At 58.6% G+C, this 25,379-nt stretch carries 18 protein-coding genes; 4 read left to right on the top strand and 14 right to left on the bottom strand.

The window, feature by feature from the left end:
- Positions 1-66: 66 nt before the first annotated feature.
- The 5 genes from M5D89_RS07780 to rluC form a co-directional block, all read right to left on the bottom strand.
- Positions 67-921 carry a DUF1641 domain-containing protein gene (locus tag M5D89_RS07780; RefSeq protein ID WP_248885259.1) on the bottom strand — a complete coding sequence of 285 codons (855 nt, stop codon included), beginning with the start codon at positions 919-921 and terminating at the stop codon, positions 67-69.
- Positions 922-993: 72 nt separating this feature from the next.
- Positions 994-2,280 (bottom strand): NAD(P)/FAD-dependent oxidoreductase, encoded by a 1,287-nt coding sequence (locus M5D89_RS07775; RefSeq protein ID WP_248885258.1) that lies wholly within the window; start codon positions 2,278-2,280, stop codon positions 994-996.
- Between the two features lie 112 nt (positions 2,281-2,392).
- Entirely contained in the window at positions 2,393-3,406 is a 1,014-nt protein-coding gene (locus M5D89_RS07770) for an ABC transporter ATP-binding protein (RefSeq protein WP_248885257.1), read from the bottom strand.
- Complete coding sequence (locus M5D89_RS07765; protein WP_248885256.1) at positions 3,406-4,200, bottom strand: molybdate ABC transporter permease subunit; 795 nt, start codon at positions 4,198-4,200, stop codon at positions 3,406-3,408. Before M5D89_RS07765 ends, M5D89_RS07770 begins: the two co-directional genes overlap by 1 nt.
- Positions 4,201-4,251: 51 nt before the next feature.
- Positions 4,252-5,232: a 23S rRNA pseudouridine(955/2504/2580) synthase RluC gene (rluC, locus tag M5D89_RS07760; RefSeq protein WP_248885255.1), complete on the bottom strand. Its 981-nt coding sequence runs from the start codon at positions 5,230-5,232 to the stop codon at positions 4,252-4,254.
- A 192-nt stretch (positions 5,233-5,424) separates the two neighbouring features.
- On the opposite strand from rluC, the gene M5D89_RS07755 reads away from it, so the two are divergent.
- On the top strand, positions 5,425-7,770 hold the full coding sequence (locus tag M5D89_RS07755) for an Rne/Rng family ribonuclease (protein ID WP_248885254.1): 2,346 nt from the start codon (positions 5,425-5,427) through the stop codon (positions 7,768-7,770).
- Between the two features lie 56 nt (positions 7,771-7,826).
- On the opposite strand, the gene M5D89_RS07750 is transcribed toward M5D89_RS07755, so the two are convergent.
- Genes M5D89_RS07750 through gltX form a run of 3 tightly spaced genes read right to left on the bottom strand, consistent with a single transcriptional unit; the run spans position 7,827 to position 11,095 of the window.
- The gene (locus tag M5D89_RS07750) at positions 7,827-8,282 is read right to left on the bottom strand and encodes a low molecular weight protein-tyrosine-phosphatase (protein WP_248885253.1); all 456 of its coding nucleotides are present in this window, start codon (positions 8,280-8,282) and stop codon (positions 7,827-7,829) included.
- A 4-nt stretch (positions 8,283-8,286) separates the two neighbouring features.
- Complete coding sequence (gene cysS / locus M5D89_RS07745; RefSeq protein ID WP_248885252.1) at positions 8,287-9,678, bottom strand: cysteine--tRNA ligase; 1,392 nt, start codon at positions 9,676-9,678, stop codon at positions 8,287-8,289.
- A gap of 19 nt (positions 9,679-9,697) precedes the next feature.
- Positions 9,698-11,095: a glutamate--tRNA ligase gene (gltX, locus tag M5D89_RS07740; protein ID WP_248885251.1), complete on the bottom strand. Its 1,398-nt coding sequence runs from the start codon at positions 11,093-11,095 to the stop codon at positions 9,698-9,700.
- A gap of 75 nt (positions 11,096-11,170) precedes the next feature.
- On the opposite strand from gltX, the gene M5D89_RS07735 reads away from it, so the two are divergent.
- Complete coding sequence (locus tag M5D89_RS07735; RefSeq protein WP_248885250.1) at positions 11,171-13,657, top strand: penicillin-binding protein 1A; 2,487 nt, start codon at positions 11,171-11,173, stop codon at positions 13,655-13,657.
- Here the strand turns inward: M5D89_RS07735 and purL are convergent, their stop codons facing one another.
- The 6 genes from purL to M5D89_RS07705 form a co-directional block, all read right to left on the bottom strand.
- Complete coding sequence (purL, locus tag M5D89_RS07730; RefSeq protein WP_248885249.1) at positions 13,658-17,515, bottom strand: phosphoribosylformylglycinamidine synthase; 3,858 nt, start codon at positions 17,513-17,515, stop codon at positions 13,658-13,660.
- 31 nt (positions 17,516-17,546) lie between these two features.
- Positions 17,547-18,266 carry a phosphoribosylaminoimidazolesuccinocarboxamide synthase gene (gene purC, locus M5D89_RS07725; RefSeq protein WP_248885248.1) on the bottom strand — a complete coding sequence of 240 codons (720 nt, stop codon included), beginning with the start codon at positions 18,264-18,266 and terminating at the stop codon, positions 17,547-17,549.
- The gene (gene purB / locus M5D89_RS07720; RefSeq protein ID WP_248885247.1) at positions 18,263-19,570 is read right to left on the bottom strand and encodes an adenylosuccinate lyase; all 1,308 of its coding nucleotides are present in this window, start codon (positions 19,568-19,570) and stop codon (positions 18,263-18,265) included. The genes purC and purB overlap by 4 nt, the downstream gene beginning before the upstream one ends.
- The gene (locus M5D89_RS07715; protein ID WP_248885246.1) at positions 19,567-20,724 is read right to left on the bottom strand and encodes an outer membrane protein assembly factor BamC; all 1,158 of its coding nucleotides are present in this window, start codon (positions 20,722-20,724) and stop codon (positions 19,567-19,569) included. The genes purB and M5D89_RS07715 overlap by 4 nt, the downstream gene beginning before the upstream one ends.
- Before the next feature lie 14 nt (positions 20,725-20,738).
- Positions 20,739-21,641, bottom strand: coding sequence for a 4-hydroxy-tetrahydrodipicolinate synthase (gene dapA, locus M5D89_RS07710; RefSeq protein ID WP_248885245.1), 903 nt, complete (start codon positions 21,639-21,641; stop codon positions 20,739-20,741).
- 100 nt (positions 21,642-21,741) lie between these two features.
- Positions 21,742-22,545, bottom strand: a complete 804-nt coding sequence (locus M5D89_RS07705) for a tetratricopeptide repeat protein (protein ID WP_248885244.1) — start codon at positions 22,543-22,545, stop codon at positions 21,742-21,744.
- Between the two features lie 167 nt (positions 22,546-22,712).
- Between M5D89_RS07705 and M5D89_RS07700 the strand changes: the two genes are divergently transcribed.
- Both M5D89_RS07700 and M5D89_RS07695 read left to right on the top strand, forming a co-directional pair.
- Positions 22,713-24,245 (top strand): efflux transporter outer membrane subunit, encoded by a 1,533-nt coding sequence (locus M5D89_RS07700; protein WP_248885243.1) that lies wholly within the window; start codon positions 22,713-22,715, stop codon positions 24,243-24,245.
- Positions 24,246-24,290: 45 nt separating this feature from the next.
- On the top strand, positions 24,291-25,376 hold the full coding sequence (locus M5D89_RS07695) for an efflux RND transporter periplasmic adaptor subunit (protein ID WP_248885242.1): 1,086 nt from the start codon (positions 24,291-24,293) through the stop codon (positions 25,374-25,376).
- Positions 25,377-25,379: the final 3 nt, after the last annotated feature.

The raw sequence follows: 25,379 nt of genomic DNA, 5'->3' as shown, positions 1-25,379 counted from the left end.
TCCTACCATCCGCCCCCACGTTGGGCAATTTTCCCCTGCCGCATCTCAATCTCAACTCACCGTCGCTCAGGCTGCCGCATCCTTGGGCAACACACCCGCCTTCTGCAAATAGACGGGAAGGACCGCCACTACGCGCATGCCACGCTGTACGTCGGGATCCTTGAGCATATGATAAAGGCCAGAAATGCCGCCCGATTTCCCATGCGCTTCGTGCTCTGCGGCATCCGCCAAGGCCTGAGTCATGGCCTTTCCCGAGTGGAGCAAGGCTGCCAGGGAACTCATCAGCGGGCCCCACTCTTCTTCCTGCAGTAGCTGGCCGACGAGGGACTCCACGGGGATCGTTTCTGCCATCAACCCGATTTGCCGACTCAGCTCGGCCACCCGTTGCAGATTCCCATCTTCCTGCAGCTGTCGTAATAAACGCAAAGCAGCGATGACGGTTTCATCAGCGCGGGTTTCTTCCCATAAGTCGCCGAGTTTTTTCAGCTGTGCAACCAAGTCATTGCCAGCACCCATTTGCACGAACTCTGCCAGCGCCTGCACCCGCGGTAATAATTCTCCCAAGATTTGCAATGCTTGCGGCAACGCCGCCCAAGGGATCTCCTGCACCATCTTGAGCAGCTGCGGGACGAAAGCCTGCAACAGTTCAATATTATCGCGCAGAAACTCAGCATTCTCCCGCACCCACCGCAAGATACCTGCATTCCTCAACGTGCTGACCGTCGCCAGCAACTCCTCCAGCGACTCATCTAGTTGGTATCGCTCATTCCATTCACCAAAACGTAGTGCCAGATCCATTACAGCGCTGCTTGCAGGACTACCAAGAAACGCCTGCGTACCATTAACCATATCACCCAAACGCGCCAGACCAGCCCACTGCTCAGCACTCAGATTGGGAACGGAACCTTGTTCTGTGGTCATTTTTCTGCTCTCCTTTTTCTTCTCTCATAACAAGGGGGAAACAGGGGGTGGTACCCCCCTGATCTTGCCAATCTAGGCGGCAAAAACCCTCTCTGCCAGCAACTTGGAGGCATCCAGGCCCCACTCTGGCATCTTGCCACGGGTTTTGAAGAAGAGGTTCTTGTATTGCATCTTGAGCAAGAATGGTACATGACCCATCTTCAACACTTGATCCGGACCACCGAACCAACTGTTTGAGCGGATGTAGAAGGCCTGATTCGCGCCCATATCACCAATACAATAGACCACGGGCTCCAAGGGCTTATCTGCTTCCGCAGCACTCATCCGGCCAAGATCTTTGGCAATCTGCTTAGCCACTATTTCCGCTTCGGCGTGCCCAATACCACCGAGTTTGGGCACGGTGATGGCCGCTGCATCCCCGGCTGCAAAGACATTCGGGTATTTCGGGTTGCGCATAGTGACATCGGTAACGACAAAGCCCTCACTGTCGGAAATTGGTAGACCTTTGAGGAAATCATGCGGCACCCAATCGGGGAAAATAATCTTGAGCTCTGCCTCGATACTCTGACCGCCAGCCAATTCCACCCCCTCTTTGGTAATCCGAGTGATGTCCTTGCCGTTATTGACATAGTTGAAACCCATACCAGAGGCGATTTCGAGCAGATTGCCGACAACCTGTTCTCCGGCATCCTCAGCAATCAGAGACGCCGGGGTAAAGACGGTGACCTTCTCGGGTCCGCCCAGACCGTGCTCTTTCAGCCAAGTAGCCGTCGCGAGCATCGTCTCCACTGGCGGGCCCTCGCAAGCCGCTTCGGCACTGGGGAAGGCATGCCCACCATACAGTTTGATGTCCTTGGTGCCATCCCCCTGATGGAAGCGTGCTGAGCCAATCGCCACCGGCCCGCCCTTATACTCCTCGTGCAAATAGCGACGCAGCTTGTTGCCATAGTAAAAATCGGTACAGGTGTGGCCGTGCTCCGCAAATCCTTCGATTTTGTCGAAGGCCAGTCGGTTACCAACAGCAACTACGACATAGTCATAGTGCAATGATTCTGCAGCTGCCCCAGGCCGCTCGTTGGGCACGAAATCGACGCGCTTGGCATCGACATCCAAGGCCTTCACCTCGCCCTGAATAAATTCAATATCATCTTCGGCTAAGGTACTACGCAGATCCATGGAGAGCGTTTTGCTCGGGTCACGGTCTTCATAGACCTCGGCGGGAATATTCGGCACGAACAAGAGATAATCTTTCCGATCCACGACCGTGATTCGTACCGTGTCACCACAGGTCTGCCGAATCTTCTGCGCAGAACCCAAGCCAGCAAAATTACCTCCCAAAACGACGATATGCGGTTTCATTTGTTACACTCCTCCGTTTTCATCGGAACCAAATGACTCATGTAACAAGTATAGTCGATGAATTGCCGAGTTGCCGCCAAAAAACAAAAAATTACAATAGTTTCTTATATTATTATTTATTTGGCCAAAGAAATAAGCGTTCAGGAAGCAGCTGGATCGAAACATTTTCCCCCAGCGTCGCGCTATCACCATCTCGTGTCCAAAAGCGGCCCCATAACACGAGCGGACCGCCCGTGACAAAGCGGGTCCATAAGGTCTCCTGCTGCCAAGTGCGCAGTGTTGCAGAAAAGACATTACCCTTCTCCAGACACACCTTCCGGGCCAACAGTACGTCTTCCGCCCGTATCCCCAAGGTGACTTCCGTTCCTGCCGGCAATCCGGGCGGTCCTACAGCCTGCAAGTGAAGGGAGTCCACCTGAACGAGGTACGCCTCACCATCCAATGCTGCCTCGATCCGCCCAAAGAAAAAATTTTCCATGCCGAGCAACTGCGCAACAAAACGCGTTGGCGGGCGGGAAAATAACTGTGCGGGATTCCCTTGTGCTTGAATCTCTCTGTCTTGCAAGATGGCCATGCGTTGGGCGCGCGCGCAGAGGCCCACGTCGTGACTGACCACCAGAAGTGGCACAGCAAACGTTTTTGCTTCTTCCAGCAACGCATCCATAACTTCATCCCGGGTCTGCGGATCCAGCGCCGAAGTGGGCTCGTCCAGCAGCAGCAGGCGTGGCTTTCGTGCCATGGCACGAGCGAGGGCGACGCGCTGGCGTTGCCCACCGGAGAGGGTTTCCGGCATCTGTTCTGCGAGATGCGCCAAGCCCACCCGATCGAGAAGTTCATCGGCCGCTCGGCGCCGCTCTCGTCGCGCCCCCCGCAGAGGAAAGGCCACGTTCTGCCACACCCGTAGATGCGGAAACAGGGCATAGCCCTGGGGAAGATAGCCGAGAGGTCGGCGCTCCGTCGGGAGATCTCCCCAAGGCGATACCTGAGCTGGAAGTAGACCGAGCAGCCCTCGCAAAAAACTGCTCTTTCCCGCCCCAGAGCGCCCCAAAAGGACGGTCACTCCTTCAACATCGAGGGTCAGGTCGAGGGGGACGGGATGGCGCATCTGGCAGCATAACTGCAGCACTAGAGGCCCACCCTCCGGCCCGCGCGCAGGCCGATCCATAACGGGAGTGGAATGGCCACCAGGAAGAACACCCACAGTAGGGGATAGACGGCACTCAGGCCGATATCCTGCAGATTTTGATATATTTTTACGGGAATACCCATGGGATAGTAGGCAACGATGAGCACGACACCAAATTCCCCCATGGCACGAACCCAGGCCAGCGCGGTTCCCGCCGCCAAGCCCAAGCGGGCGAGCGGCAAAGTGACAAGCCAGAAGGTCTGCCATGGCGACTTACCCAGGCTACGACTGATCTCCTCGAGTTCCTGAGGGGTCCCGGCAAAGGCAGCGCGTGCCGAGAGCACGTAATAAGGCATGGCAGCGTAGACCTGGGCCATGACAAAGGCTGGTGCGGTATTCACCAAATCCAGGCCCCACTGCGAGAGCAACGATCCAACGGTAGCATAGGGACCGAAAAAAGAGGCTAGGAGGATACCGAGGGCCAGGGGCGGCGTGAGCAGAGGAACCAGGACCAGCGCTTCGGCCACACGGGTCCAACGTGCTGCACCACGCGCCATCCACCAAGCCAACGGCGTGCCGAGAAGCACGCAGAGGAACAAGGCGACCCCACTATAGCTCAGGGAAACACGAATGGCCCGTAGATCATGGGGCGCAAACTGCAGATGCGCCCAATCGAGGCCAAGGAACATCTCAGAAAAGGGTGCCAACAAGACGAGCAAGAGGCTGAGGGAAAAAAGCAGCAAAACGAGACTCGGCCAGCCGCGCCGAACCCGAGGCGCTCGAACAACATTCATCTCGTTATATCCGGACACATATTTCCATTATTGTGTCCATGGTCACCTGGGTCAACTCGCAGCCAGGGTTTGGCCGCCTTGTCGGCCATCACGCCGCGCAAGATCCTCCAACAGCACTTGCAGATTAGCGGAAAGCGGTGCCTCGACACGAAGAACGCGCTGGTCGCCAGGGTGCGTAAAGCAAAGCAAGCTGGCATGGAGAAAGAGACGACGCAAGCCAGTTTCGCGCAACGCGGCATTGGCGTCCGGATCACCGTATTTTTCATCTCCCAACACGGGATGACCGATGGCTTGCAAGTGAACGCGGATCTGATGCGTTCGCCCGCTTTCTAGCTCCGCTTCCAGCAAGGTACAGTTGGCAAAGCGTTGCAATGGAGAAAAACGCGTCGCGGCTGCTTTGCCCATACCTTTGTCGACGCAGACGATGCGCTCGCCCGAGCGCAGGGTATTCTTGCGCAGAGGTAAATCAACGCGTTGCTCTCCTCCTCTCCAGGCACCTGCGGCGAGGACGAGATAGCGCTTCTGCATACCACCCTCGCGTATTTCCGCATGCAGTTGGCGCAAGGCCGAGCGGCGCTTACTGAGGAGAAGGCAACCGGAGGTCTCGCGATCGAGGCGATGCACCAGCTCGAGTTCTCGGATGTCTGGTCGCAGCGCACGCAAGGCCTCAATTACACCCCAGGCGATGCCGGAACCACCATGCACTGCCAGGCCGCTCGGCTTGTCCAACACCAGCACCCGCTCGTCTTCGTACAGGATGCGGGCGCGCAGATCGTCGGCAAGTTTTGCTGTCACGGTCGGGCTTGGACTCGGCTCCGCTTGGCGCAGCGGTGGCAAGCGGACCTGATCACCCGTCGTCAAATGATATTGCGCCTTGACTCGCCCCTTGTTGACCCGTACCTCACCGCTGCGCAAAATTTTATAGATGTGGGAGCGCGGCACACCCTTCATCACCCGCAACAAAAAGTTGTCCAGGCGCTGTCCCGCTTCCGCTTCCCCAATATCCAGGTAACGAACTCCGCTCTCTACCATCCACCTTCCCCACGCAAGCGTTTGCGATTCTATTCTCTTCTGTCATATATTGCGATGCAGACCGCGCTGCAGTGAGAGTGCACCGGTCGAGTACAGTTCGGTAAAAGCACCGGCGGTGACCGGAGTATGCTGCCCAGTTCACGGAATACGTCGCGCTCCCCAGCATGGGTTTGAGCGCCGGAGAAGATAGTAATGAAAAGAATGTTGATCAATGCCACCCACGCCGAAGAACTGCGGGTGGCCCTCGTCGATGGTCAAAAGCTCCTCGATCTGCATCTGGAACATGCCTTTCGCGAGCAGAAGAAAAGCAATGTCTACAAAGGCAAGATCACCCGCATCGAGCCGAGCCTTGAAGCCGCCTTTGTAGATTACGGCGCAGAACGGCATGGCTTTCTGCCGCTCAAGGAGATATCGCGCGAGTATTTCCAAAAACAGGAACCAGGACGCAAACGGATCCAGGAACTGCTGCGAGAAGGCCAGGAAGTCATTGTCCAGGTCGACAAAGAAGAGCGTTCCAGCAAGGGCGCAGCGCTGACGACCTTTGTCAGCCTGGCGGGCCGCTATCTGGTACTGATGCCCAACAATCCCCGTGCGGGAGGGGTATCCCGACGCATCGAGGGCGACGATCGGGCACAAATTCGCCAGCATTTACAGATGCTGGAGATCCCCGACGACATGGGGGTGATCGCCCGCACCGCAGGAATTGGCCAAGACTTCGAGGCCTTACAGCGGGATCTCGAATACCTTAAGCAGATCTGGCAGGCGATCGTGCAGGCGGCGGCAGAACATCCCGCCCCCTTCCTCATCTATCAAGAAGGTAATGTCGTCGTGCGCGCCCTGCGCGATCATTTTTCCGACGACATCGGCGAAGTGCTCATCGATGAGCCCTCAGCTTTCGAGGCCGCCCAGCAGTTCATGAGCAGCATGATGCCGCGCATGCTCTCGCGTCTCAAAATCTACGAGAATGATATCCCTCTTTTCAGTCGCTATCAGATCGAGCAGCAGATCGAGTCGGCCTTCAGCCGCGAAGTGCGCTTGGAATCCGGGGGTGCCATCGTCATCGATCACACCGAAGCGCTGGTAGCGATCGACATCAACTCCGGGAAGTCCACCAAGGGCCAGGATATTGCCGAAACCGCTTTTCAGACCAATCTGGAAGCAGCAGAAGAAATTGCCCGCCAGATTCGTCTGCGCGACATCGGCGGACTGATTGTGGTCGACTTCATTGACATGGAGTCACCGAAGCACCAACGTGAGGTGGAAACTCGCATCCGCGAATCCCTGAAAATCGACCGTGCCCGCGTCCAGGTCGGACGCATTTCACGCTTCGGCTTACTCGAAATGTCCCGTCAGCGCCTCGGCGCCAGCCTGGATGAGGCGACTTACGAACCCTGTCCGCGCTGCAACGGAACAGGCCAGATCCGCGGCTGTGAAGGGACCGCCTTGCATGTTCTGCGCTTGTTGCATGAAGAGGCATTGAAACGCCATTGCAGCGAGGTAGAGTGTCAGGTCCCGATTGATGTGGCGGTCTATCTCCTCAATGAAAAGCGTCAGGCGATACTGGAACTGGAAGCGCGTAGTGGGGTGCGCATCAACATCATTCCCAATCCCGGACTGGTCACGCCCCATTACGAAATCCAGCGGATCAAAGGGGAAGCCAGCGCAGAGCGCCCAACGGAAAATCGCGTTAGCGCCATCCCGCAGCGACCCAGCAAAGGCAGTTCAGTCAGCGCCGCCGCTATCACGCCGCTTACGGCGCCCCCACCACCTGAGCAGCTGCCTCCCCCACGGAGTCTTGTAGCCAAGGGCAAAGCCGCTCCGGAGCCGCGTGAAGAAGGCATCCTTGCACGCCTGGTCCGCGCCCTCGTGTCTCGCTATGTACCCATGGATGCCGAGGCCTTTGCCGCTCTGACCAGCCTAGGGGAAAGTCAGGAGGCTGCGGAAAAATCATCGGACGGCAACGAGCCCGATGCTGACAACCCTCGTTCGGCCAGCCGCCGCCGCCGGCGTGGCGGTCGGCGCGCCCGGGCTCGTCGCCAGCACAACAATGGAGAAGAGGGCGATAGCAACACCAGTGACGAAGAGACTGAGCAAGAGGAAGAATTCGTATCCGCCACTCCTCCTCCTGCCGATGGCGGTATGGTTGACGAAGAACTGCAGTATCCAGGCAGCGTGCCCAGGGCAGATGACTGGCATCAAATGCTTGTCCCTGCCAGTGCGCTGACAAAAAGTACGCCGGCATCCCCAGCAGAGGAGCCAGAACTTCCGGCGCCAGAAGAGTCTGCGGCCAACATCGTAGAGCCAGCGGCAGCGGCGGGCGATGATGAAGGCGCGCGACCTGCAGAGGAGGCTGGCGCGGAGGAAGCACCGGTCACAGCAGCAGATAGCCGGGCAGATACCGCCCTCGCAGTTGCCTCACTGGAAACAGCAGTTCTAGTGTCGGTCGGTGCAGATGCCCAGTTTGCGGATGCGGATGCGGATGCGGATGCGGAAGGAAGCGAGCAAAAGGGACAAGGCGATCTCCTGGGGGACAGCTAGGCGTCAGGATCGCCCTGTGCGGGTATAGGTTTCGGTGTAGGTGCAGGTCCAGACAACTAGGAAATGCGAGCGATAACGTCTTCTGCTGCATGCTGAATCTGGATCAGACAGCGCTGGAAATCCGCAAGATCTCCCCAATAGGGATCAGCGACCTCGGAGTTCTGCTTTCCTTCAAGGAAGGGGTCTAGGAGCAAGCCAATCTGCGCTGAGGCGTCTGAATTTGTCTGCGCATGTAGAGCACGCAAATTGCCCCCATCTAAGGCCAAGATCCAGTCGAAGCGCAGGAAATCCTTTGCCTCCACCTGGCGAGCACGAAGTGCGCTGATGTCGATTCCGGCGTCTGAGCTTGCTTGACAGGCGCGGGGATCAGGCGCCTCGCCAACATGATAGTCGGCCGTGCCCGCAGAATCGATCTGCCAATTCAGGCCACGCTCGCGCACCAAATGCCGAAACACGCCCTCCGCCATTGGCGAACGACAAATGTTACCGAGACAGACCAGCAGCAGTTTCATGCTCTTAGCGCCGGCGCCACGTGCTGCCTGCCGGGCCATCCTCGATGAGGATGCCAGCGGCCTCCAGTTCGGCGCGAAGCAGATCTGCGGCAGCAAAATCACGCCGCGCCCGAGCTGCCTGCCGTGCAGCAAGCTTTTCATCAATCCAGCCGGTATCTTCTGTTTCACCCTGGAAAAACTGCTCGGGATCTTGTTGCAGAAGACCCAGCACGGCACCCAGCTCCCGTAACAAGCCCCCCAGAGGAGCAGCCAGTTCACTACCCTGCTCGCGCAAGCGATTGATTTCCCGCGCCAGATCAAATAGCACAGCAATCGCCTCAGGGGAGTTGGCGTCATCAGCCAGCGCTGCCAGAAATCGCTCTTTCCAGTCGGTGCCGAGTTCTGGCACCGACGCCTGCCGCTCCAGCCCACGCAGAGCGGTGTAGAGGCGCGCCAGCGAGCTTTGTGCTGCTGCCAAGGCTTCTTCACTGTATTGCAAAGGACTGCGATAATGGCTGCTGAGGATGAAAAGCCGCAAGGCCTCGCCACCGTAGAGCGGGATGAGATCGCGCACGGTTACAAAATTCCCCAAGGATTTCGACATTTTTTCGTCGCGCACGCGGACATGCCCATTGTGCAGCCAATAGCGGGCAAAGGCGCAGCCAGCCCCTTGGGATTGCGCAATTTCATTTTCGTGATGGGGAAACTGCAGGTCTAGGCCGCCACCGTGAATGTCGAACGCACAGCCCAGCGCCTCCGTCGACATGGCCGAGCACTCGATGTGCCAACCAGGGCGTCCTTCTCCCCACGGCGAAGACCAGGCGGGCTCCCCCAACTTGGCGGCTTTCCATAGCGCAAAATCCAGGGGATCCCGCTTCCGCTCACCGGGCTCGATACGCGCCCCGACCTGCAGCTCATCGAGACTGCGTCCTGACAAGCAGCCGTAAGCAGGAAAACTGCGCACAGCGTAGTACACGTCGCCATTATCGGCGACATAAGCGTGTCCGTGTTCAATCAGAGAAGAAATGAGGCGCTGCATTCCCGCGATATGCTGCGTGGCGCGTGGCTCCTCATTGGGCGGCAGACAGCCGAGGGCCTGCTCATCTTCGTGCATGGCAACGATGAAACGCTCGGTAAGGGCGCCAATGTCCTCCCCCCGCTCCGCGGCACGACGGATGATCTTGTCATCGATGTCGGTAATGTTACGGACATAGTGCGTCTGTAGACCCCAATGGCGCAAAATACGCGCCCAGGTATCAAAGGTCACCATCGCCCGAGCATGGCCCAGATGACAGTAATCGTATACCGTCATGCCACAGACATAGAGACTCACCTTACCGGGCTGCAAGGGAACGAAAGCGACCTTCTGCCGTTGCAGACTGTCATGGATAACGAGGGGGGGCAGGTTCGATGCCATCAGAGCTTCTCAATCGCTCTCAAGGAGAGAGGGGAGCTAGGCGACGGAGGACTTCCTCCGGCGCGATGAAAGGGATCAGCTGCGCTAGTTCGGGGCCCTCGGCACGACCGGTCAGTGCCACCCGCAAAGGGTGATAGAGCCCTCGCCCTTTACGACCACTCTGGGCCGCCAAGGCACGGGTCCAGGCACGAAAGTCCTCGGGCACCTCGCGATAACACTGCCGCGCCTGCTCCCAGAACAGGGCATCCATGGCCCGCAATTCCTGCTGCTGCTCCGCAGCAAGGACCAATGGCTGGAAACAACAGTGCGCCCAGGCCACGGCATCGGCAGGAAACTGAATATTGCCACGCAACGCCGTCACAAAATCGGACAGTTTGTCCGCCGGCACCAACGCAGCCAGATGTGGCGCCAACCAGCTCGTTAAGGTCGCCAGATCGAGATGCTGCAAAGCCTGCTCCTGCCAGTAGCGGAGCTGCCCGCTGTCGAAATGTGCTGGGGCACGGCCAACCTGCTGCAGAGTAAAATCGGCAATCAGCTGTGCATCATCGCGCCAGTGCGCATCCGGGTAGTGATGCCCAAGCTGTCCAAGATAATTCCGCAATGCCGCCGGCAGGTACCCTTGGGCGCGCAATTCGCGCAAACTGGCGGCACCATTTCTTTTCGATAACGGTTGTCCATCTTCTCCCTGCAGCAGCGGTAGATGCGCGTATTGCGGTACGGCAAAATCCAACGCCTGCAAAATCAGAATCTGGCGGGGCGTATTGCTGAGATGGTCCTCTCCGCGAATGACCAGATTGATGCCCATCAAGGCATCATCTACCGCATTGGCAAAGAAGAAGGATGGCGATCCATCACTGCGGCGGATGACGAAATCACCCAGATCCGCCAGGGCATAGCGCCGCTCCCCCCAAACCAAATCCGCCACTGCAAGGGTGCCGGAGCGCGGCACCGCAAAACGCAAACTCGCCGCTTCTCCCGCCGCCAAGAGGGCTTGCGCGTCCGCTGCGGAGAGCGCACGACAGTGTCCAGAGTAGCGTGGCGCCTTGCCCTGGGCACGCTGAGAGGCTCGCTCGGCGGCCAGTGTTTCGGCGCTGCAAAAGCAGGGGTAGGCAGCTCCCGCATCCACGAGCCGAGCATAAAACTCCTCATAGAGCGGCAGACGCTGCATTTGCGTATAGGGCCCATGGGGACCGCCGCAATCCGGCCCTTCATCCCAGTCGAGGCCGAGCCAATGCAGGTCGTCAAGGACAGCTTCTGCCAGCTCCGCTGGGGAACGTTCCTGGTCTGTATCTTCCATGCGCAGGATGAAACGACCCCCACTTTGCCGTGCCAGGAAAAAAGCGAAGAGCGCAGTGCGGGCATTTCCGGAATGAAGGTAGCCGGTGGGGCTGGGCGCGAAGCGACTGGAGAAAATCATCGTGGTATCATAGAAGGCAAAGGGCCCTGTCGCAATCGTCAGGGCCTGAACTATGATCAGGCTTAGGGATGGTGCATGGCAACACGACAAGCGGCGCGGAAGGGCAAGGAACCCCCCCGGAAACAGCGGCATATCGGGCGTTGGATTTTTCTTATTGTGGTACTGATCTTGGCCAACCTCTTCATTGGCGCCGCGATCTTTACCTATCGCATCTGGTCCACCCTTCCACCCGTGCACGAGCTGAAGGAGTGGCATCCCGACGAACCGCTGCGGATTTACGCTGCCAATGGTTCTCTCTTGCAGGTGGTCGGCCCGCAGATGCGCTATGCCCTGCCGTTGCAGCAAATCCCGGAAAAGTTACAGGATGCCTTCATTTCTGCGGAAAATTCCCATTTCTACAGCAGCAATCCTCTGTACTACCCCGTCAGTCTACCGGGTATCGTCCGCGCCGCTTTTGTTGACCTGACGCACCTGGCACCGGTTCAGGGGGCCAGCACCATCCCTGAACAGGTAGCACGAAATTTCTATCTCACGCCGCAGAAAACCATTACCCGCAAGGTTGCGGAGATCCTGCTCGCCTACAAGCTCGCGCAACACTTCAGCCATGCGCAGATCTTGGAGCTATACCTCAACAAGATTTATCTCGGGCAGGGGGCATATGGGGTGGAAGCCGCGGCCGAGACCTATTTTGGCAAACGGGTAGACCAGCTCAGTCTGGGCGAAATGGCAACGATTGCCGGGCTGCCGCCCGCCCCCTCCTATCTGAATCCTGTGGTGAACCCCCAACTTGCGACCAAACGCCGGGACTACGTGTTGCGTCGCATGCTTGCGCGCGGCTACATCACGCGTGCCGAGATGGATCGCGCCAAACAGGAACCCATTCTCTCGCGCTACCACGAGTCGGCCTCCAACAATGCCCCATATGTGACGGACTGGATCGCAAACTGGCTGAGCCAGCAGTTTGGTACGGACTTCACCTATCGCTCCGGTTTGAAGGTGTATACCAGCATTGATCCCCAGGACCAGAATGCGGCGAATCAAGCCTTGGAAATCGGGCTGGAAAACTATGACATGGGCCTCACTAGCCTCGATCCGAAGCGATATCGCGGCCCGATTGCCCGGCTGCAGGGTGCGGACCTACAGTCCGCCCTGGCCGGGAAACGTCCGAGTGAACTGCCCCCCCACAATCCCGCCAACCTGCGCTGGGCGGTGGTAGTTTCCAGTTCGGCGAAGAGTGCGGAGCTGTCCCTCGAGGGAAAACAGACGGTAACCCTGACGTTACGCGATGTTGCCTGGGCGCGTGCACGCATTGGCGGTGCGGCACCGCGTAGCGTCGACACCGTCCTGCACTCCGGGGATCTGGTTTGGCTCCGACCCTACGTCCGTGCCGTTACCGCTGGTGCTGGGCAGGAATGGGGTGCCAATGTCTGGTCCTCGGCGGGGCCAAACGGTGGGTGGCAGTTGACGCAGATTCCCAAAGTGCAAGGGGCAATTGTCAGCTTGAACAGTCAAACCGGCGCCATTCTCGCCATGAGTGGCGGTTTCAGTTATGAGCTCAGCCACTTCAATCGCGCCGTGTTTGCTTATCGGCAGCCGGGTTCGGGCTTCAAACCCTTTGTCTATGCAGCAGCCATGGACGCACCGGCGTTACTTGCCTCGGGGGCGAGCAACTATATGACGCCACAGACCCTGATTCCCGATACTCCCCTATCCATTACCTTGCCCACTGGGCAAGTCTACAGCCCCACCAACTACAGCAATCAGTTTTCCAATACCCCGATTCCCGTCTGGTCAAATCTGGCCTACTCCCATAACGTGCCCAGCGTGCGGATTCTGATGGACATCGGCATTCCTTATGCCGTGCAGTATGTGCAGCGCTTCGGCTTTCCTGCCCAGCAGATTCCCTCTGTACCTTCGATGGTCCTGGGCTCGGGAGACTTCACACCCATTCAGATGGCTCGCGGCTACGCCGTTTTCTCCAACGGCGGCTTCCTGGTCAAGCCCTACCTGATCCGCAAGATCGTCAAGAGTAATGGCACGCAGGTCTCCTTGCTGGGCTGCCCTCTTGGCTATGCGCCCCCACCCACGGCAACCAGCATTCCACCGGGAGTGGCCTATTTGATGACGCAAATGATGCAGCAAGTCATCAAAATTGGCACCGGCGTAGCGGCACAGAGCCTGGGCCGTCATGACATTGCTGGCAAAACCGGTACCACCAACAATGAAAATAACGCCTGGTTCAATGGCTTCAGTCCGCAGATCACGACCAGCGTCTGGGTAGGCTATGACGACAACCACACCATGGGACGCTGGGCAGCCGGGGCGCGGGAAGCCTTGCCGATCTGGATTCATTACATGAAAACGGCGCTCACCAAGACGCCCGACCTACCCTTTCCACGGCCAAGCAGTGTGACCGGCTCCGCGCAAAGTTTTGCTGGCCCAATTGGCGTTTATGATTACCTGACTGGTTATCCGCCGGTTGCCAATGCGACCTCCGTTACGGCAAGCACCAGTAGTAGCGAGAGCAGCAAGCTGATCGACACCATCAAAAATCTTTTCTAATCAGATAACGCTGCGGTAAGCGTTGCGGAATATCTCCAGCCACGGGGTATCACGCTCCCAAGCGGTGGGATGCCAGCTCATTTGCACACTGCGCACTACCCGCTCCGGGTGGGGCATGAGGATGCTTACCCTACCGTCCTGGGAAGCGAGACCGGTAATGCCAGCGGGAGAGCCATTCGGATTCGCGGGGTAGCGCATCGCCGCTTCCCCCTGGGCATCGATATAACGCAGGATGACGGGCGCTTGGTGCGGATCCGTTGCTGGCGAAAACTCTGCCCGACCCTCGCCATGGGCGACCACAATCGGTGCTTGCAACCCAGATAGCCCCGCAAAGAGGAGGGAGGGCGACTCGAACACCTCGACCATGGCCAAGCGTGCCTCAAACTGCTCCGAGCGGTTGCGGCGAAAGGAGGGCCAGTGTTCGGTGCCAGGGATGAGTTCCCGCAGCTCTGCCAACATTTGGCAGCCGTTGCACACCCCCAGGCTCAAGCGGGTGGAGTCGGCAAAGTATGCAGCAAACTGATTGCGTAGCTCCGGGTGATAGAGTATGGACTTTGCCCAGCCCGCGCCGGCACCCAGCACATCGCCATAGGAAAATCCGCCGCAGGCGGCAAAGACCGGGTAATTGCGGATATCGTCACGACCAGCGAGGAGATCGCTCATATGCAGATCAACCGCCGTGAAACCGCTACGTGCGAAGGCGGCAGCCATCTCCACCTGACCATTCACGCCTTCCTCACGCAGGATGGCGACTTGCGGGCGCGCTGAGACCAGCTCCGGGGAGGGGAATGCCGCACGCTTGCTCTCTTGCCAATTGCTGAAGAGGCTGGGAGAGCTAGCAGCGATGTGCGCATAACTCTCGGCAGCACAATCTGGCTCATCCCGCAGGGATTGCATGCGATAGCTGGTTTCCGCCCAGGCGCGCAGCAGATCTGCACTCGGCTCCTCCAGCAGACAAGTCCCTGACTGCAGGACCCGAACGCGCCAATCCGCCAACACCGGCCCAAGCTGATACAGTCGTGCAGAAAGATCGCATTCCTTTGCCAGTTGCTGCAGCAAAGCGCTATGCTCATTGTGTACCTGAAGGACTACGCCAGGCTCTTCTGCAAACAGAAATGCGCTGCTATCTTGCTGATCTGGAATATGAATCTCCACCCCACGACGACCCGCAAAAGACATTTCGCAAACACTGGCCCAGAGGCCGCCATCCGAACGATCATGGTAGGCGAGGACAATCCCCTCCCGCCGCAAACAGCGCAAGAATTCGAAGGTACTGAGCAGCGAGGCAGGGTCGTCGAGATCCGCTGGCTCCGCGCCCATTTGACCGAGCACCTGCGCCAACACCGATGCGCCGAGGCGCCCACGGCCAAGGTCGAGGAGCCAGACTTCGCTCGCAGCGACGTCCTGCAGCTGCGGAGTCCAGGTCGCGGCGACGTCCATCACCGGGGCCACTGCCGTGATCACCAAACTCAGAGGGCTGGTCACGGATTTTTGCTGTTCTCCCTCCTGCCATACCGTCTGCATGGAGAGGGAATCCTTGCCAACCGGAATACTGAGTTCGAGAGCAGGACAGATCTCCTCCGCGATACTACGTACGGTGTGGAAAAGTCGCGCATCCTCACCGGGGACATTGACGGCCGCCATCCAGTTCGCCGAAAGCTTGATCTGTCCCAAGGCCTGCACATCCGCCGCGAAGAGATTGGTCAGCGCCTCGGCCAGGGCCAGACGACCACTGGCCGGCGCATCGAGCACCGCTACCGGACCGCGCTCGCCAAGGGCCATTGCCTCCCCATGGAACTGCCAGAAATCCGCAGCCGCAACCGCGCAATCGGCAACCGGCACCTGCCAAGGACCCACCATTTGATCGCGGGCGATGAGCCCGCCCACACTGCGGTCGCCGATGGTAATGAGAAATTCCTTGCTGGCTACCGACGGGTGACGCAATACCGCATAGGCCAGTTCGCGCAGTTCCTGACGCGGTAGGTCGAGCGCTGCGGTTGCTGGCGTCTGGCTATGCGCGTCGCGCTGCATGCGCGGCGGGCAGCCCAGCAAGGCATCCAACGACAGTTCGACGGCCACATCCGCAAGCAAGGCATCTTCCAGGCGCAGGCAGTCACCCTCCTCCGCTGCCCCCAAGACGGCGACGGGACAGCGCTCGCGCTGACAGAGGGCGAGAAACTCTTGCAAGCGCTCCGGTGCCACTGCCAGGACATAGCGCTCCTGCGCCTCATTGCACCAGATTTCCATCGGTGACATGGCAGGATCTTCATTGGGGATGGCACGCAACTGGAGCGTGCCGCCACGCCCACCATCATGCAACAGTTCGGGAATGGCGTTGGAGAGGCCACCAGCACCAACGTCGTGGATCGCGAGGATCGGTGAGTCCTCCCCCAACGCGATACAGCGCTCGATGACCTCCTGGGCACGGCGCTGCATTTCCGGGTTGCCCCGCTGAACCGAAGCAAAATCGAGATTTTCCTCTCCCGTGCCACTGGCAACACTCGACGCCGCACCACCACCCAGGCCAATCAGCATGGCCGGGCCACCAAGCACAAGAATCTTCGCCCCAACCGTCAGAGGCAGTTTCTGCACGAGTCCTGGGCGGACTTGTCCAACCCCACCGGCGAGCATGATGGGCTTGTGATAACCCCAATGCCGCCCATTCTGATTCGCCTCAAAAACCCGAAAATAACCGGCGACACTTGCACGTCCAAATTCATTGTTGAAGGCCGCGGCACCAATGGGCCCTTCGAGCATGATCTCCAGCGCCGAACGAATCCGTGCCGGTCGGCCATAAGAACCCCTCTCCCAGTTCTGTTCATAGCCGGGGATGTGCAGATGCGAGACGGAAAAGCCCGTGAGTCCCATCTTTGCCTTGCCACCGCGGCCCGTCGCCCCCTCGTCGCGAATCTCCCCGCCACTCCCCGTCGCAGCCCCAGGAAATGGCGAGATCGCGGTCGGGTGGTTATGGGTCTCCACCTTGATCAGGATGCCAAGGTCTTCCTCGTGAAAACGGTATTCGCCGTGCCCACTGGCGGCAAAGTACCGACTCGGAGCTGCAGCCTGAATCACGGCGGCATTGTCGTGATACGCCGAAAGCGTACCCTGCGGATGTTGTTGATGGGTGGAGCGAATCATGCCAAACAGCGTATTTTTCTGCTCTACACCATCCACCAAGAACTGGGCGTTGAATACCTTGTGACGGCAATGTTCCGAGTTTGCCTGGGCAAACATCATCAATTCGGCATCGCTGGGATCGCGCTGCAAACGGCTAAACACTTGCGCAAGATATTCGAGCTCTGCATGGGAGAGGGCGAGTCCAAGCTCCTCGTTGACCAGCAACAATGCCGACATGCCCTCCTGCAGAAAAGGGATGCGGCGCAGAGGACGGGGCTCCGGCGTGGTAAAGACCTGTTCCGCGGCCTTCCAGTCCTCCAATACCGATTCCGTGAGGGGATCATGCAGGACCGCAAGCAACTGCGCCCGCTGCACCGGCAACAGCGCCTGCTCATGGTCGATATAATAGGCAATGCCGCGCTCAATCCGACGGATAGCACTCAGTCCACAGACCTGCGCAATTTCTGTGGCCTTGCTTGACCAGGGCGAGATGGTACCCAAGCGCGGCACCACGGCAATTTCCATGGCACCGCAGTCTCCCTCCCATAATTCACCGTACAAGAGCAGAGCTGCGAGACGTTCCTGCTCCGCCTGCTCCGGCTCTCGCTCCCAATCGACAATATGCACAAAACGCGCAGCGAGCCCCTGGATCGCGAGGCCGTCGGCACGAATACGCTGCAATAGGCGTTGCGTACGGAATACTGACAGGGCCCGAGCCCCGCGGTGAATGGCGAAGGTCACGGCAATCTCCTGGAAAAGCGAAAAATTTTATTTACGACGAGGCGAGGGGAACCCCAATCCGACGCGCCACCTCGAGATACGCCTCCACCACACCACCCAAATCGCGGCGAAAACGATCCTTGTCCATCTTCTCCAAGCTTTGCGCATCCCACAGGCGACAGCCATCGGGACTGAATTCGTCACCGAGACGTAAGTCGCCTTGGAAGCGTCCAAATTCCAGCTTGAAATCGACCAGGATGAGGCCTGCACGGGCAAAAAGATCGACGAGGAGCACATTTACCCGCTCGGTCCAGCGCGTCATTGCCTCGACCTCCTCCGCCGTCGCCCAGGCAAAACTGCGGATATGTGAGCGGTTGATCAGCGGGTCATGCAAGGCGTCATTCTTGAGAAAAAACTCTAGCACAGGCGGCTCAAGTATACGCCCTTCTTCAATGCCCAGACGTCGACACAGAGAGCCGGCGGCGCGATTGCGAATGACACACTCCACTGGGATCATTTCCAGGCGCTGGACAACGGACTCCTGCGCTCCGCTGCGCCGCAGGAAATGCGTAGGTATCCCAGCCTCTTGCAGGTATTCCATGATGAAGGCATTGAAGGCATTGTTGACCTCACCCTTGCGCGCCAGTTGGGCAAGTTTTTCACCATCAAAGGCAGAGGTATCGTCTTTGAAATGCAGGATCAATTCGTCTGCATGGTCCCCAGCGTAGACGACCTTGGCCTTGCCTTCATATAACTTTTCGCGCGTACTCATGCCGGTCGCCCCGCGGGAAAGACCCGCGCAAAGATCGTGTCGATCTGTTTGGTATGGTAGTTGAGATCAAAAAGTTCACCCAGCTCTGCCGCAGAAAGATAGCCTTGCAAGTCCGCATCGGCTGCCAACAAGGTCTGAAAGTCCAACCCCTCTTGCCAGACGCGCATGGCATTGCGCTGCACCACGCGATACGCCTCCTCACGCAACATGCCCTTTTCTGTCAGAGCGAGCAGGACGCGCTGGGAAAAGACCAGACCGTGCATCTTGTTGAGATTGGCGCGCATACGCTCGGGATACACGACCAAGCCCTCGAGCAAACCGCTTACCCGGTGCAGCATGAAATCCAGGACAATACAGGCATCGGGACCAATCACCCGCTCGACACTGGAATGGGAAATATCCCGCTCATGCCAGAGCGCAATATCCTCTAGCCCCATTCCTGCATAACCGCGCAGCAAACGCGCCAGACCCGTGAGGTTCTCGGAGAGAATGGGATTGCGCTTGTGCGGCATCGCCGAACTCCCCTTCTGTCCCGCCGTGAAGGGCTCTTCGGCTTCCAGCACTTCCGTGCGCTGCAAATGGCGAATTTCCACGGCGACCTTTTCGATGGATCCGCCGATCAGCGCCAGGGTATTAAAAAACTCCGCATGACGGTCGCGGGAAATCACCTGGGTACTCGCCAATTCTGGCTCAAGACCCAGTTCCTGACAGACCGCATCCTCGATATCCGGCCCGATATTGGCGAAGGTGCCCACGGCGCCCGACAACATCCCGACGGAAATCGATGCGATCGCTCGATCGAGACGTGCCAGATTGCGCTGCGCCTCGGCCCGCCAGACGGCGACCTTCAAGCCGAAGGTAACCGGCTCGGCATGAATACCGTGGGAACGGCCAATCATGATTGTGTCTTTGTATTTCCAGGCCAGATTCACGAGTGCCCGATCCATGCGCTCCAGACCCGCTCGCAACAATTTGCCGGCGTCACGCAGTTGCATGGCAAAGCCGGTGTCCACCACATCAGAAGAGGTCAGACCCTTGTGAATGAAGCGGCTGGATGGGCCGACGAACTCGGCTACGGAGGTCAAAAAGGCGATAACATCATGTTTGACTTCTTTCTCGATCGCGTCGATGCGAGCGACGTCAAAGTCGGCCTTTGCCTCGATCTGCGCCAGATCGCCGGCGGGGATTTCGCCCCTTTTTGCCAAAGCCCGGCAGGCTGCGAGCTCCACCACCAGCCAGGCGCGATATTTTGCCTCCTGCGTCCACAACGCGCCCATTTCTGGCCGGGTATACCGTTCTATCATGAGGCGTTCCCTTGCGCCGGCGCCAAGGCAGTCTGAAGCTTGTCCAGAACCTCGATGGCGGCCTTGTTCTCTTCCTCACCCTGTGCAGTAGAGGAAGTCTCCAGCACACTGCCATTGTCATCCTTCATGGCCAGCAGTTTCACCCGCACGGCAAGGGGCTTGGACGGCTTGCCGCCACCCCAGATATCTTCGATGCTCCGCCAAGCACGACTGAACATACCTCCGAAGATCCCTGGGGAAGATTGCGCTGCTTTTCCGCCACGCAGCTGTACGGACCAGACCCCCAGCGCTTCGGTCTGGACGGGATAACCCAGACTGCGGACCGCCATCTGCACGGCGGGTTGCGCCTTAGCCGGAGGTTGGTTGAGCACGAGGTACGGTCCCAAGTCATCGCGGTAGCGGGTGACCTTGATCGCCGGCATTTCTGCCGTTACCACGGCTTGCGCGAGACGTTTCTGTACCGCTTGCAAGAGATGACGGTTGGCCGAGAGATCCGGCTCGTGCGCGCTCCAGTCGACGGAATCGGAACTCGGACTAATCCACATCCGCTGCTGCTGTAGACTCAGAATCTGGCTACCATCCGCCTGGGACTGCAGGTGAAAGGTAAAACGCATGCGCCGATTCGCACCAAGCGTATTGCCGAAGATCGAGGTAATCCCGCCGCGAACGTAGTCCCAATCCGTCAGCAGCTCATTCTTCTCCGGCGAAAAATCTTTCACGCCAATTTTTTCCTGCGCCAGAACAGCGCGCACGGCCGCCCAGACCTGTTCTGGTTTGGCTTGGGTGTGCAGCGTCAGGTCCTTGCCCTGGCCAAGCAACTCGGCCTGAACTCCGGGCACCGTTGGCTCCGCCACCGCACTCTCCCCAGCGGCTAGGCGCGGATGAAAGACTTCGTAACCATTCTCGGTGCTAGCAGCCTGCATACCCGACTGCTGCACCGCTTCCGCGGAACTCAATCCGCCACCCGGCACGGTAACCCCCGGTTGCGGCGCGGATGCGAGCAAGTCCGGCGGAACAGCAAGCGGCTTCAATAGCTTGGCGTCGGTGTACTCAGGGCCATTGTTGGTTTTGAGAAAGGGAATCCAAGAGCAACCACTCAGCCCCAGGCTGAGCACGGAAGCGACAATAATACTGCGGGCAATAGGTTTACGCATGATTGCTGGCGTACTCATGAGGTGGGAGAAAGAGGAGCGGCATCGGCATGTCGCAGCGCAGTGCGCAATCGCTCATGCAATGACTCGCTGAGGGGGGTCAGTGGCAGGCGGATGCGTGGACCAATACGCTGCATATCGGCCAAAAGCCATTTGGCCGGAATGGGGTTCGACTCCGCAAACAGATCCCGATGCAACGGAACGAGGGCATCATTGATGCGCCGAGCGCGGGAAAAATCTCCCTGCAGCGCGGCATCCATCATCTGCGCCATTGCCCGCGGGGCGACATTGGCGGTCACCGAAATCACGCCGCGCGCGCCCAGGGCCATGGCCGCCAGAGCAGCACCATCATCACCGCTATAGGCTTCGATACTGGCATCACTCTTAGCACAAAGATGAAGAATTTCGGCAATCCGATCGACCTTGCCACTGGCCTCTTTCACCCCGACCACGCAGGGCCGTTGCGCCAGGCGTGCAATCGTCTCGGGCAGGATGTCCCCGGAGGTACGACCAGGGACATTATAGAGAATCATGGGAAAATGGCAGGCGTCGGCGACGGCACTGTAGTGCTGGAAAAGCCCTTCCTGCGTGGGTTTGTTGTAGTAGGGACTGACGAGAAGTGCAGCATCCGCCTGCGCTTCCATGGCTGCCCGGGTAAGCTCGATCGCCTCCGCCGTGGCATTCGCCCCGGTACCTGCAATCACTGGGACGCGCCCCCGCGCTTGCTCGACCACGCTGCGGATCACTGAGACATGCTCTTTTACCGCCAGCGTGGCCGACTCCCCGGTTGTACCTACCGCAACGATCGCGTGGGTGCCTTCGGCGATATGCCACTCGACCAAATCCCGAAGGGCACGATCGTCCACTGCTCCACTCGAATCCATTGGCGTGACCAACGCCACCATACTTCCGTGAAACATCACTGCACTCCAGCGATCTCAGCATTGACCAGCAAAGGCTGAATGGTACTGGTCGCTGGCGATGCTTGGCAAGGATAGACGAGCAAAGCCTGCTTTGCGGTTACACCCAGCTGTCGTCATCCCCTCCCAGACCAAAGTCACCGGAGCTCGAATCATCCCCGCCCCAGGACGTATCGGTCAGCCCCAACTGGTCATCATTGGCATTGGCACCATTCTCTTCGTGATGACCAAAGAGGCTTCCCGCAAGCGCATTGCCAGCCGCTATACCGGCACCAATGCCCACGCCAGTCGCAATGCCCGAGGCGAGACCAGAGCCGATTCCGCCGCCACCAGGATTGCCTGCTGGCCCATAGGGACCCTGCGGGCCATAGCCCCCCTGCCCCGGGAATCCGCCTGGGTTACCAAAGCCCATGGGCATCTGCTGGTACGCCGCCATGGCCTGCCGCTGCCGGCGCCGACGCATGATCCAGGAAATTCCAGCGATCAGTGCGATCAGCCCCAAAAACCAGGCTAGAGCGCTGCCCAAGCGCGAGTGAGACTGTCCACCGGCAGTCGCTGCTGTGCCATTTTTGCGCACATGCTGCTGTAGTTGCTTTTCATAGCCACGCAATGCCTTGCTCTGCACAAAAGACAGGCTGGGATCCAGGGTTTTGGCACGTTGCAGGGCCGCGGCCGCCTCGTTCCATTTGCCTTCCTTTGCCAACAGACGAGATTCCAGATAGGTTGCCTGGGCAGAGTTGGGGTGCGCCGCCATCACCTCCGACAATTGCTTCTGCGCCTGATCAAACTGACCCGACTGGATGGATTGAATGACCTGGGGAACCGATGGCTCGGCCATGGCCACAGGGGTGAGCAAGAATAAAGCAGAGGCGGAAAAGCCGATCAACACGGCACGACGAATCATGATACGCTCCTTCAGACCATCAAGTGACTTTGGCACTAAATATGCGTAGTCGACTGCTGAAAATCAAGGGATTTCACAACTGGAAACGAATTCTTTACCGCGTTGACAGTGGCACGACCTTGACGCATGATACCGAACGGTCGGTTACAACCGGGAGCTCCTCGTCCATGCGTCGCCCCTCACCCAGTTATCGTGCTGTCGTTTTCAGCACGCTGCTCGCCTTGGGCCTCTCCGCCTGCAGCTTTGAGCCCAAGCTGCGCGTTCCCAGCAGCCCAGGTGACCATACCTCCTACACTGCATCCGGTAATCCGCAAAAGACCGTTGGCGCCCAGGGACTGGCGGGTAGCGCACAAAAGTTTGCCTATGGCAAAGATCTGGACGAGGAATGGTGGAAGCTTTTTCACTCTCCGCAAATCAACCGCTTGGTGCAAACGGGGCTGAAGAATAGTCCCAGCGTAGCGCAGGCACAGGCGCAACTGCGGCAAGCGCAGGCAGAAGAACGAGTAAACGCGAGCATATTTTATCCCCAGGTAAGCGGAAGTTTGGAGTCCACCCGGGCCAAGGCGTCCGCCGCCGCTTTTGGTGGGGGCAAAGGCGGTTTTCACTATTCCTTGGTGACGGGCAGCCTGAATGTTTCGTACTACCCCGACATCTTTGGTGTCAATCGTTTGGTGTACAAGAACAGTGAGGCGCTGGTGGACTACCAGCGCTGGGAACTCGAGGCCGCACGTCTCACCCTGACGGGAAACATCGTTACGACCGCGATTGATGCGGCGGCAACGCGCGCGCAGATTGCGGCCACGCAAGAAATCGTCCTGCGTGAGGAAAAATTATTGCGCCTCACCCAACTGCAGTATCAGGCCGGCGCCATTGGTTACAATACGGTGGTTACCCAGGCGAGTCAGCTCGCCAGCGAGCAGGCAAAGTTGCCACCATTGCAGCAGCAGCTCACGGTGTATGATCACGAGCTGGCGACACTCCTCGGACAATTTCCCGGTGCGGCGTCCATCCCCGAGCTGCAGCTCAAGCAGATTGTCTTGCCAGAAAAAATACCGGTAAGCCTGCCCTCCACGCTCTTGAAACAGCGACCTGACATTCAGGCCGCTCTGGCACAGATGAAAGCCGCCAATGCCACCATTGGGGAAGCGAAGGCGCAGTTCTTTCCAACGGTGCAGTTGAGTGCTGCCATTGGTTCCACTGCTGCGCATCCGGGCCTTTTCTTTAATCCCGTCAGCAGCATCTGGAGCCTGGTGGGCACCCTCTCCCAACCCATTTTCGAGGGCGGCAAATTGCGCGCGCAAGAATCCGAGGCCAAGGCGGCCTATGAGGTGACGTATCAGGAGTATCGCAGCACGGTACTCGGAGCGTTTGGCCAGGTGGCCAATGCCTTGCGCGCCCTGCAGCGCGACGCGGAGGCCCTGCGCGCCCAACAGGCGGCCCTAGATGCGGCACGCAAATCCTTGCAGCTGAGCGAGGTAAGCTATCGCAGCGGCGCAATCGACTATCTGACCTTGTTGAACAGTGAGGTGCAGTACAGTGCGGCGAAAATCGCCGTGGTACAGGCAGAATCGCAACGCTACCAGGATACTGCGGCCCTACTTGTGGCCCTGGGTGGGGGTTGGTGGAACCATCCCGGTAAAGACGGACCCAAGCTCGCGGATGCACATGATGCACATGCGGCCTCTAGCTCTTCGCAGTAAATCCTCGTCTCTCATTCCCCCGGCAACCGGCACCGGAGATCTGTAATGAAAAAAGCATACGCTATCGTTATTCTCGGTTTAGTCATCCTATTTGGTGGGATTTTTGGCTTCAAGGCATTTGTCAACCAGATGGTTGCCAAGGCTATCGCCAACGCCCCCAAACCGGTATTTTCGGTGTCGGCAACCAAAGTACGGGAGCAGGAGTGGCACCCCGAACTGCAGGCAGTCGCTTCGCTGAAGGCCGTGCAAGGTACGGAACTCAGCACGCAGATTGCGGGTAACATTACCGCCATTTATTTTCATTCGGGTAGCTATGTCCACGCCGGACAGCTCTTGGTGCAGGTAGACGACAGCAACCAGCTGGCGCAGCTGCGGGTCGATCGAGCCAATTTGCATCTTGCCGAGGTCAACCTCAAACGAACCGAAGCCTTGATTGCCGACAAGGCCGCAAGCCAGGCGCAACTGGACCAGGCGCGCGCCACCTATGCGGTTGATCAGGCTACGGTACAAAATGATCAAGCGACCTTACACAAGCTGGCCATCAGCGCCCCCTTCAGTGGCTACATCGGCATCAACAAGATAAACGTTGGGCAATATGTAATGCCAGGAACCGCCATCGCGGATCTACAGTCCTGGAACCCGCTCCATGTGGATTTTACTCTGCCGCAAGCAGACCTTCCGTTGCTGCAGCGGGGTACGCCGGTACATTTCCAGTCCGACGCAACGGGTAACCAGACGTTTATTGGCAAGATTACCGCGTTGGGCTCCGCCATCAATTCCCAGACGCGTCAGGTAGAGATTCAGGCCACTCTGGAAAACCCCAAGAATGTGCTACGTCCTGGCATGTTCGGCCAGGTCACTGTGGTGCGCGATGCAGTGCAAAAGGTGCTTACGGTGCCAGCGGCGGCAATTACCTACAACACCTACGGGAACTTCGTATATGTCGTCGAAAGCAAGACCGTAGATGGCAAAAAAAGCCAGATTGCGGTGCAGCACGTTGTAGAAACGGGCGCAGAGCGTGACGGTCAGGTCGCCATTCGCAAAGGATTGAAAGCGGGAGACCTGATCGTTACGGCGGGCCAAGTCAAACTTACCAATGACGCGCCGGTCAGCGTCGCAGCGTCGGACTGAGGC

Source organism: Acidithiobacillus acidisediminis (assembly GCF_023277115.1).
Taxonomy (GTDB): Bacteria; Pseudomonadota; Gammaproteobacteria; order Acidithiobacillales; family Acidithiobacillaceae; genus Igneacidithiobacillus; species Igneacidithiobacillus acidisediminis.
Note: the sequence above shows the minus strand (reverse complement) of the source record. Positions and strands in the feature narration are given on the sequence as shown.

Excerpts from the sequence above, each read along its gene's own strand:
- M5D89_RS07780 (WP_248885259.1), bottom strand. The coding sequence starts at position 921 with ATGACCACAGAACAAGGTTCCGTTCCCAATCTGAGTGCTGAGCAGTGG.
- gltX (WP_248885251.1), bottom strand. The coding sequence starts at position 11,095 with ATGATTTTCTCCAGTCGCTTCGCGCCCAGCCCCACCGGCTACCTTCAT.
- purB (WP_248885247.1), bottom strand. The coding sequence starts at position 19,570 with ATGATAGAACGGTATACCCGGCCAGAAATGGGCGCGTTGTGGACGCAG.
- purC (WP_248885248.1), bottom strand. The coding sequence starts at position 18,266 with ATGAGTACGCGCGAAAAGTTATATGAAGGCAAGGCCAAGGTCGTCTAC.
- rluC (WP_248885255.1), bottom strand. The coding sequence starts at position 5,232 with ATGGTAGAGAGCGGAGTTCGTTACCTGGATATTGGGGAAGCGGAAGCG.
- M5D89_RS07750 (WP_248885253.1), bottom strand. The coding sequence starts at position 8,282 with ATGAAACTGCTGCTGGTCTGTCTCGGTAACATTTGTCGTTCGCCAATG.
- M5D89_RS07775 (WP_248885258.1), bottom strand. The coding sequence starts at position 2,280 with ATGAAACCGCATATCGTCGTTTTGGGAGGTAATTTTGCTGGCTTGGGT.
- dapA (WP_248885245.1), bottom strand. The coding sequence starts at position 21,641 with ATGTTTCACGGAAGTATGGTGGCGTTGGTCACGCCAATGGATTCGAGT.
- M5D89_RS07705 (WP_248885244.1), bottom strand. The coding sequence starts at position 22,545 with ATGATTCGTCGTGCCGTGTTGATCGGCTTTTCCGCCTCTGCTTTATTC.
- M5D89_RS07715 (WP_248885246.1), bottom strand. The coding sequence starts at position 20,724 with ATGCGTAAACCTATTGCCCGCAGTATTATTGTCGCTTCCGTGCTCAGC.
- M5D89_RS07700 (WP_248885243.1), top strand. The coding sequence starts at position 22,713 with ATGCGTCGCCCCTCACCCAGTTATCGTGCTGTCGTTTTCAGCACGCTG.
- cysS (WP_248885252.1), bottom strand. The coding sequence starts at position 9,678 with ATGGCATCGAACCTGCCCCCCCTCGTTATCCATGACAGTCTGCAACGG.
- M5D89_RS07755 (WP_248885254.1), top strand. The coding sequence starts at position 5,425 with ATGAAAAGAATGTTGATCAATGCCACCCACGCCGAAGAACTGCGGGTG.
- M5D89_RS07735 (WP_248885250.1), top strand. The coding sequence starts at position 11,171 with ATGGCAACACGACAAGCGGCGCGGAAGGGCAAGGAACCCCCCCGGAAA.
- M5D89_RS07695 (WP_248885242.1), top strand. The coding sequence starts at position 24,291 with ATGAAAAAAGCATACGCTATCGTTATTCTCGGTTTAGTCATCCTATTT.
- M5D89_RS07765 (WP_248885256.1), bottom strand. The coding sequence starts at position 4,200 with ATGAATGTTGTTCGAGCGCCTCGGGTTCGGCGCGGCTGGCCGAGTCTC.